Annotated in this window: 5 protein-coding genes and 3 pseudogenes; 5 read left to right on the plus strand and 3 right to left on the minus strand. The window is 59.0% G+C overall.

What is annotated here, in order from left to right; translation table 11 throughout:
* Positions 1 to 196: 196 nt before the first annotated feature.
* Together KBY74_RS13940 and KBY74_RS13615 are read left to right on the plus strand one after the other, a co-directional pair.
* A pseudogene (locus KBY74_RS13940) lies at positions 197 to 319 on the plus strand (transposase); the annotation flags it as partial.
* A 266-nt stretch (positions 320 to 585) separates the two neighbouring features.
* A pseudogene (locus tag KBY74_RS13615) lies at positions 586 to 1,724 on the plus strand (IS3 family transposase).
* A gap of 291 nt (positions 1,725 to 2,015) precedes the next feature.
* On the opposite strand, the gene KBY74_RS13620 reads toward KBY74_RS13615, so the two are convergent.
* Complete coding sequence (locus KBY74_RS13620) at positions 2,016 to 2,186, minus strand: hypothetical protein (RefSeq protein WP_254943166.1); 171 nt, start codon at positions 2,184 to 2,186, stop codon at positions 2,016 to 2,018.
* On the opposite strand from KBY74_RS13620, the gene KBY74_RS13625 reads away from it, so the two are divergent.
* The 3 genes and pseudogenes from KBY74_RS13625 to KBY74_RS13630 all read left to right on the plus strand — a co-directional run bounded on the left by KBY74_RS13625 (position 2,170) and on the right by KBY74_RS13630 (position 3,152).
* The gene (locus tag KBY74_RS13625; protein ID WP_254943167.1) at positions 2,170 to 2,409 is read left to right on the plus strand and encodes a hypothetical protein; all 240 of its coding nucleotides are present in this window, start codon (positions 2,170 to 2,172) and stop codon (positions 2,407 to 2,409) included. The genes KBY74_RS13620 and KBY74_RS13625 overlap by 17 nt on opposite strands.
* A gap of 119 nt (positions 2,410 to 2,528) precedes the next feature.
* Positions 2,529 to 2,732 (plus strand): annotated as a pseudogene (locus KBY74_RS13945) (hypothetical protein); the annotation flags it as partial.
* A gap of 9 nt (positions 2,733 to 2,741) precedes the next feature.
* Positions 2,742 to 3,152 carry a hypothetical protein gene (locus KBY74_RS13630; RefSeq protein ID WP_254943168.1) on the plus strand — a complete coding sequence of 137 codons (411 nt, stop codon included), beginning with the start codon at positions 2,742 to 2,744 and terminating at the stop codon, positions 3,150 to 3,152.
* A gap of 112 nt (positions 3,153 to 3,264) precedes the next feature.
* Here the strand turns inward: KBY74_RS13630 and KBY74_RS13635 are convergent, their stop codons facing one another.
* Both KBY74_RS13635 and KBY74_RS13640 read right to left on the minus strand, forming a co-directional pair.
* The gene (locus KBY74_RS13635; protein WP_254943169.1) at positions 3,265 to 4,482 is read right to left on the minus strand and encodes an FkbM family methyltransferase; all 1,218 of its coding nucleotides are present in this window, start codon (positions 4,480 to 4,482) and stop codon (positions 3,265 to 3,267) included.
* A 46-nt stretch (positions 4,483 to 4,528) separates the two neighbouring features.
* Positions 4,529 to 4,951, minus strand: coding sequence for a type II toxin-antitoxin system VapC family toxin (locus KBY74_RS13640; RefSeq protein WP_254943170.1), 423 nt, complete (start codon positions 4,949 to 4,951; stop codon positions 4,529 to 4,531).
* Positions 4,952 to 5,075: the final 124 nt, after the last annotated feature.

Below are 5,075 nucleotides of genomic sequence, written 5' to 3' on the forward strand. Positions count from 1 at the left end.
TAACCAGAATTGGGGTATAAACCAATGCCAGAACTGGGGTGATGGGCGGCAAGCAGGTGGATCACCCTGATTGCGAGCAGACCACCGCAAAAAAGCGCATCAAGTAAGAAAAAATTACTAGACGAGATGGATCAAGTGGTGCCCTGGCAGCCCATGCTCTGATCAACCTTTGTATTTAAAAGTCAGCAGCAAAGGCGGCTGGCCCTCTTACCCACTAGCAACCATGCTGAGGATTCATCTCCTGCATCAGTGGGTTGCGCTCAGCGACCCGGCCATGGAAGAGGCCCCGATCGAGCTGCCCACCATGCGCCCATTCGCCTGCATCGAGCTGATCACTGAGGTGGCAATGCTTGAGTCATGACCCCATTTGTTAATTCCTTCACTCATGAGGCTTATTTTGACCTGTGTCCGAGCTCCAGAGAGGGCTTGATACATTTTTTATGTCCAAAAGCCGATAAGCCATTCCCTGCCTGCTATGGGAATACGACATCCGCGAGGTTCCTGAGGAGCTGATGTGGACCCCGGAAACTGAGCCAGTCCTTATGAGAGCTTTCCTACCGGCCAGAATTGGCCAGGAGAAGCCCCATGAAACGCAAACGCCACAACCCCGAGCAGATCATCCGCAAGCTGCGCACCGCGGAACAACTGCTTAACCAAGGCCAAACCGTCGCCGATGTCTGCAGGGCTCTGGAGGTCTCAGCTCCGACTTATTACCGCTGGCAGCAGCTATATGGCGGGATGAAAGCGACTGAGGCCAAACGCCTCAAGGAGCTTGAGCTGGAGAACACCCGCCTCAAGCGGTTACTCGCAGATGCTGAACTGGATAAGGCAATGCTCAAGGAGCTTGTTGCGCTGTGAGGCGCACCTTGCGGTGCGACGGGAAACTTCTAAGCCCGGAGCGTCGTCGCAGGGCCGTGGTGGTTCTGCAGGATCGATTCCGGGTTTCCCAGCGGCGTGCCTGCCGGTTGACAGGTCAACACCGCAATACCCAGCGGCGCCCTGTGCCACTGGCAGACATCGAGGAGCAGAAGCTGCGCAGTCGGATCCGTGAGCTGGCGCGGCGCCATGTGCGCTGGGGCCGGCGGCTTGTTTACCGGCGGCTGAGGCTTGATGGCTGGAGCATCAATCACAAGCGAGTGCAACGGATCTGGCGTGAGGAAGGGCTCCAAAGACCCCTGCCTCGCAGGCGCAAGCGCTCTCGGCCTACCGGTGGCGGCAGGGAGCTGTTGCGTTCTGAATACCCTCACCAGGTCTGGGCGATTGACTTCCAGTTCGACCAGACGATGGACGGCCGCACCCTCAAGTTCCTGAACGTGATCGATGAATTCAGCCGCGTCTGCCTAGCGATTCGGGTGGGCCGCCGCTGTAAGGCTGTGGATGTGATCGACACGATCGAGGAGCTACTCAAGCTGTATCCACCGCCCACTCACCTGCGGATGGACAATGGCCCTGAGTTCATCGCCCACGCATTGCAGGAGTGGTGCACAGGCAGTGGTACGGGAACGGCGTACATCCCACCAGGCTCACCCTGGGAGAATCCATTTGTGGAGTCATTCAATGGCCGCTTTAGGGATGAATTCCTCAATATCGAGCTATTTGGCTCGCTGCAAGAAGCAAAGCTGCTGGCAGAGCAGCACCGGATCGAGTACAACGTCTACAGACCGCATTCGGCTCTCCAGGGGCGTACGCCCCTGGAAGTCCTCCAGCAATGGAGAGCGGCTTGATCACCCCACTAGCTCTCATAAGAACTGGAGCAGCAAAGGGGGTCACATCAGAGGGGTAGGGCCTCCGGCGTGGCGGTGCCCGCCGGGAGGGGGCGGGGGCGCTCGCGAGCACCCGCCGCAGGCGCTTGGCTGGAACACCCGTGAAAACACGGAGGACCCGCGGCAGTACTTGTGTACTATGGGGTTGATCGGCGCTGGTTCGAGCTCGCTACGGTGATGACAGATGTTCAAAGCCTTTCGGGGCAACCTGATTCAGCACCGCCCCCTCGGCTGCTGGATCGTCAGTGCTGGTCAACCCTTGTTGCTGGCGCCCTGCTGCTCCTGATTTCGTTCACCACCAACTACGGCGATGACAAGCTCTCCCGCTTCCGCAGACTCCCGGCCCATGAGCAGGGGCTGTTCTGACAGATCAACATGGGTCTCCACATTGCCGCCCTGGCGGCGCTTGCTGGCGATGTTCAACTGGCGTCCCGTCTACGACATCGAGATGCGTGGACGCGAGAGCGAGAGGCGCACGAAGCTGCTCGAGAGCGAGTTCGAGCAGAGAGAGCTCGAACGGGACAAACGCTTGAAGCAGCTCGAGATCGAGAACAGGCGGCTCGCCGAGCTCGAATCCAGAATGGATACCTTGCTGCTCAGTGCCGATTCCTCCTCGCAGACACCTCCCGCAACCGGCTCCAATTGAGTGAAGCGCTGGCTGTGATGCTGGAGGAGCTCAGGCCGCCGATAGCTTGAGCCGGGCACAATTCACCCCGCTTCTTCGCGCCATTAATACAAGTACAAGCCTAGCGGAATTAATCACTCGTGATCTCTCACAAGCACCAATGCATATTCATCCATATCCCTAGAACCGCAGGGACATCTGTTGAACATTGGATCCAGGGTTGTGATCAGTGGTTTATCAACCCACGAGAAAAGCACCTTACTGGTCTTGAAGCAAAGAAGTTATACGCAGAATACTGGACAAAATACTTTAAGTTCTCAATTGTTCGCAGCCCCATTTCCAGATTCATATCCATGCTGAAATTTCCTGAGTATTTTGGCGTAGAGACCGGAGCAAACGGCCTCTTGGAAATCAAAAGCTACATAGCTAGATTTGGACCAGAGCCAATACTTGAGCACGATCATAGATTCAGCAGCCGCGAAAGCCTTCTCAGCCTTTCTTCCGAGCTCTGCTTTCACTTTCAAAATGGCGCGCTATATGGAAACATGCTGGGAAACGAAGTTGGCCGGATCTTCTTGTACCAAGAAATCGAAGGAATGGTTCGCGAATTGGCCAAGAAACTTGGGCTCGATGCCACGGAATTTCCTTGGCTGGAAAAGTCGCAGGCTCCCAATGTCGATAAGTCAATCATCGGCAACGAGGTAGAATCTTTAATCCAATCTATGCATAATGCAGATTACAAACTTTATGGCTTGCCCGACTGATCTAGCCTCTACCGATTCCGTTCGCGAGGGCAAATGGATCTTGGAAGGGTCACTCTCGGGAATGGCAGCCGCTAGCATTAAGAACCCCTTCCGAGGGCTTGAATGACTGAAATCAACACAACTCTGATTTCCAATACCAGTCATCCCACTGCTGTTCGCGACGCTGATAACCCTGGGCCTCCAGCAACGTCTGGATCCCCTGCCGCTGCTCGGTGAAGTTGTGCTCCACCGTGATGCAGCGGAACTGATAGCGATTCCAGTCGATCCCTTCCAGAATCGCCAGCTCGCTGCCTTCGGTGTCGATGCTGAGGTAATCAATCACCACTGGTGCCTCCTGCTGATCCAGCAGATCCATCAGCGAAGTGGTGGTCACCTCGATCAGATCGCCCACAGCCGCATAGGCATTGCGCTTGTCCACGTGTTGGTCATCCTGGCCCAGGTGTTCCAGGCCCCCGTAGGCATCGGCCAGCACAAACTGCATCCGCTCACCGCTGGTGCGATACACGCAAGCGGGGCTGAGGCGGCAGGAGCGGTTCTGCTGCAGGCGCTCAAACAACTTGGGATTGGGCTCGGCGCAGATCCCCCGCCAGCTGAAGTGCTTCTCCAGCAGCCAGCTGTTGCTCAGCAGCACCCCATCGGTGGCGCCGAATTCCACGAAGTAGCCGCCCTGCTTCCAGCCCAACTGCTCCAGCACCCATAGGTCCTGCCCCAGCTGCGAGCGGCTGAGACTCTGCCAGCGCTGGGGACCTTCGTCCTGAGCCGGCGCCTGCGGCATGCTCCCTGATGCGGCCAGCGCACCATGGCTCAACGCCAGGCTGAGTTCATGGGAGAGCAGTTCGCTTTCGGTGCGCAGGATCTGCAGTTCTGCAGCCAGCTGTTCTGGGGCCAGTCGCGCTGGATCGATCGCCCGTACGGCTTCTGCATGCAGGGTTTCTGCCTCCTTCCAGGCCCCCGCCTGCACCAGCAACTGCCCTGCCAGCAGCCGCCCCCGAGCCGCACGATCGCGCTCAGCCAACCAATCAGGCAGTTGTCGCTCTACCACCTCCAGTCCTTCCTTGCGTAGCCCCGCTAGCAGCAACGACTGTCCCAAGCTCAACATCACCGCCTGCTGCTGCGCCGCCGCCACCGCCTCCTCGCTCGCACCCTCCCTCTGCGCCTGCACAAAGGCCAAGGCCGCCTGCTGTTGCTGCTTGCCCGCCTCGGCGCCAGGGGTCAGCGTTTGCAGTAGTGCCACCCCGTAGCGCAGCCATTCGGCCGGATCGTGGCTCTCCAGGGGATGGGCGTCGATCACGGTCTGCCAGTCGCCCCGCTCAAAGGCCTGCTGGGTCATGGTTGGCGTGCGACTCCCTCCCATGATGAAGGATCTGGCCGTTGCGCTAGTCCAATGCCGTGCTTAGGCCCAGGGAAGTTGCAGCTTGCTGCATCCGCCCATCGAAGCTGGCCAGATGGGAGCAGCGGCTGTGCAGGGCGACGGCCAGGTGCAGGGCATCTCCGGCCCGCAGGCCAAGGGCTGGATCGTGCAGCAGCTCGGCAGCCTCTCGGAAACGGCCGCGGTCGAGACAACGCAGTTCCAGGCCGCCCTGCAACAGCCGCTCGAACTGGGCTGCCGCGGCTTGGCGCGCATGGGGGCTGAGGCCATGCTGGCGCTGCTTGATGCCCAGGGCGCTGTGGGTCTCGGTGATCAGCCAGTCGCTGCTGATCAGGCTGTCGTTGCACTGCTCCAACCAGTCCAGTGCAAGGGGGCTGCGCTCCTCCCGGGTCAAGAGGGCAACCACCACGCTGGTGTCGAGGTAGATCATGCGTTGGCCAGCATCATTGGCTCACCAGCGCTCACTGGCTCTGCATTCATCGATCACCGATGGTGTCAGGGGCATTGCGGCCTGCATCTGGCGCAGATGGGCGGCAAGAGCAGAGCGGTCCAGC

It is taken from the genome of Cyanobium sp. A1C-AMD (assembly GCF_024346495.1).
Lineage (GTDB): Bacteria > Cyanobacteriota > Cyanobacteriia > PCC-6307 > Cyanobiaceae > Cyanobium_A > Cyanobium_A usitatum.

Coding starts and splice junctions, on each gene's coding strand:
- KBY74_RS13635 (WP_254943169.1), bottom strand. CDS start 4,482: ATGACCCAGCAGGCCTTTGAGCGGGGCGACTGGCAGACCGTGATCGAC.
- KBY74_RS13630 (WP_254943168.1), top strand. CDS start 2,742: ATGCTGAAATTTCCTGAGTATTTTGGCGTAGAGACCGGAGCAAACGGC.
- KBY74_RS13640 (WP_254943170.1), bottom strand. CDS start 4,951: ATGATCTACCTCGACACCAGCGTGGTGGTTGCCCTCTTGACCCGGGAG.